Source organism: Paenibacillus sp. P3E, from assembly GCF_001909045.1.
Classification (GTDB): domain Bacteria; phylum Bacillota; class Bacilli; order Paenibacillales; family Paenibacillaceae; genus Paenibacillus_AQ; species Paenibacillus_AQ helianthi.
Genome location: NZ_LVWH01000093.1, coordinates 1 through 1,920, shown reverse-complemented (window position 1 = coordinate 1,920; position 1,920 = coordinate 1). Strand labels below are relative to the sequence as shown.

Below are 1,920 nucleotides of genomic sequence, written 5' to 3'. Positions count from 1 at the left end.
TTGAAGTCCTCTTCACGAATTGATATAATAACAGGCATTTTACCCCCTCTTACTTGAAGCTCTCGAATTAACCAAGTCCAGTGTATTTGTCCAGGATTAACATCAATATATAAAATAATATTTGTTGAATGATTTGATAGTCCCAATATCGCTTTTACTAGATTTTCTGCTTGTCCTTGTGTTTGAATTTGTCTTACACAAAACACAAGTTCTTCAGCATAGTTTTTAATCAAATATTTATAACATAACGAAGTTTTCCCTTGTCCAGAAGCCCCCTTAATAATTGCTGCTTTATTTTCAACAAGCGCAGCTTCAATTTTTTCCAGCCAGTTTATTCGTTCGAAATCCAGTGAAAAGCGTATATGAGCGGGATGAGCAGATATTCCTTGTTCATATTCTGATTTCATCTCTTCATAACTTTTATAATTCTCAATATCGGACAACCTTATAAGAGAACTTCCATATTCTCTGAAATATCCATCTATTGCAGCCATATCACGACCAATTTTATGTATCTTTTCTTTCCAGATTGATTTTGAAGTATATCCTTTAGCTTTTGAAAGATCTGAGACATACTGAATCAGTAAATCCTGCATAATAGTAGGAGCAATCATTGTTGGAATATAGCCTTTAATTTGTTCTGCTATTTTAAGTTGAAGAGCTACTTTATCAACTTTTTCAAATACCATTCTCTCCGTAATCCATTCAGCTTCTTCTAACAATAAATTGTGGTTTTTCACAAGTTTATCCTTAATACTCACTAAAGAAGTAGTGACTCCATTAATAAACCCATTAAGTTCATCTCCTAATTCTCCAAAATGTACAACCTTTGCAATTAACCTCTTCGATTCTGACTTTCGCAAACTTAACACTCTTCGAAAGAAACCCTCATTTTTCAGTGAGGCACTAGTAGAAGCAAGACTTGATATACTTAAATCAGAACCTAAGTCTTTAATTTGTACTACCTCAGATACTTCACCATCACTTTTAATCAGTAAATCTTCAAGCTGTTCTGGATAATATTCTAGTGAGTCCACATCCTCAACTATTCGCGCAGCAATATATAAAGTTTGGGAAGAATAGCCTTTCCATGAGGCTTGTGCTCCTAAATCAGATTTGGTGAATGGCATTATTTTGTGCCTCCAAAGTTTTTTTCAATTTATAATTTCACTAGGTCGTGTCTGAAAACTTTTCATTGAGTCAATTTGAAAATGGCAGCTACGTATACAAACGCCAAGAATGACTTGGCCAATTTGTCGTAACGAGTAGCCACACGGCGAAAATGTTTGATTTTATTGAAAAAGCACTCCACTAAGTGTCGCTCTTTGTACCGATACCAATCGACTTCCCATGGGTTTTGACTATTCGTTTTAGGCGGGATAGTGTAGGATGCCTGCTTAGCTGTAATCCAATTCCGAATCACTTCTGAGCCATAGGCTTTGTCGCCAAGAATATGACTTCCTGTAATATCAAGCTTCTGAAGTAAATCGATCGCTGGAACGGAATCGTAGACTTGACCACCCGTCAGAAGAAAAGCGAGGGGATTTCCTAATCCATCGACGACAGTATGAAGTTTGGTTGTCTTTCCGCCACGACTGACGCCGATGTGCTGATTCACTTTGTGTCCTGGGGCGTTTTTTTAGCACCGGCACTATGTTGATGGGCTTTGACCGATGTAGAATCAATGCTCAAGTTTTCAAAGTCAGGTTCGACCTGAAGAGTTTGGAAGATCGCGACAAGCAGTCCGGTATCTCGCCACTTGCAGAAGCGACTGTAGACCGTTTTCCATGAACCATAGCGTTCCTCCGGTAGATCGCGCCAGGCAGCACCACTTCGAGCGATCCATAAAAAAGCATTAAACATGGTTCTTTCACTTAATTTTGACGGACGCCCTGTTTTGTAGGGTGGAAACATGTCCTT

General features: G+C 38.3%; 2 protein-coding genes. Both read right to left on the bottom strand.

Annotation, left to right across the window (positions count from 1 at the left end; translation table 11 throughout):
- A partial coding sequence (locus tag A3842_RS09415; RefSeq protein ID WP_218618669.1) for a hypothetical protein occupies positions 1-1,130 on the bottom strand: 1,130 nt, incomplete at its 3' end.
- Positions 1,131-1,192: 62 nt separating this feature from the next.
- A protein-coding gene (locus A3842_RS31485) for an IS5 family transposase (RefSeq protein WP_371915994.1) occupies positions 1,193-1,920 on the bottom strand; the annotation gives its coding sequence in 2 pieces (ribosomal slippage) (positions 1,193-1,641 and positions 1,641-1,920; 729 coding nt annotated over the 2 pieces). This gene is flagged as partial in the annotation.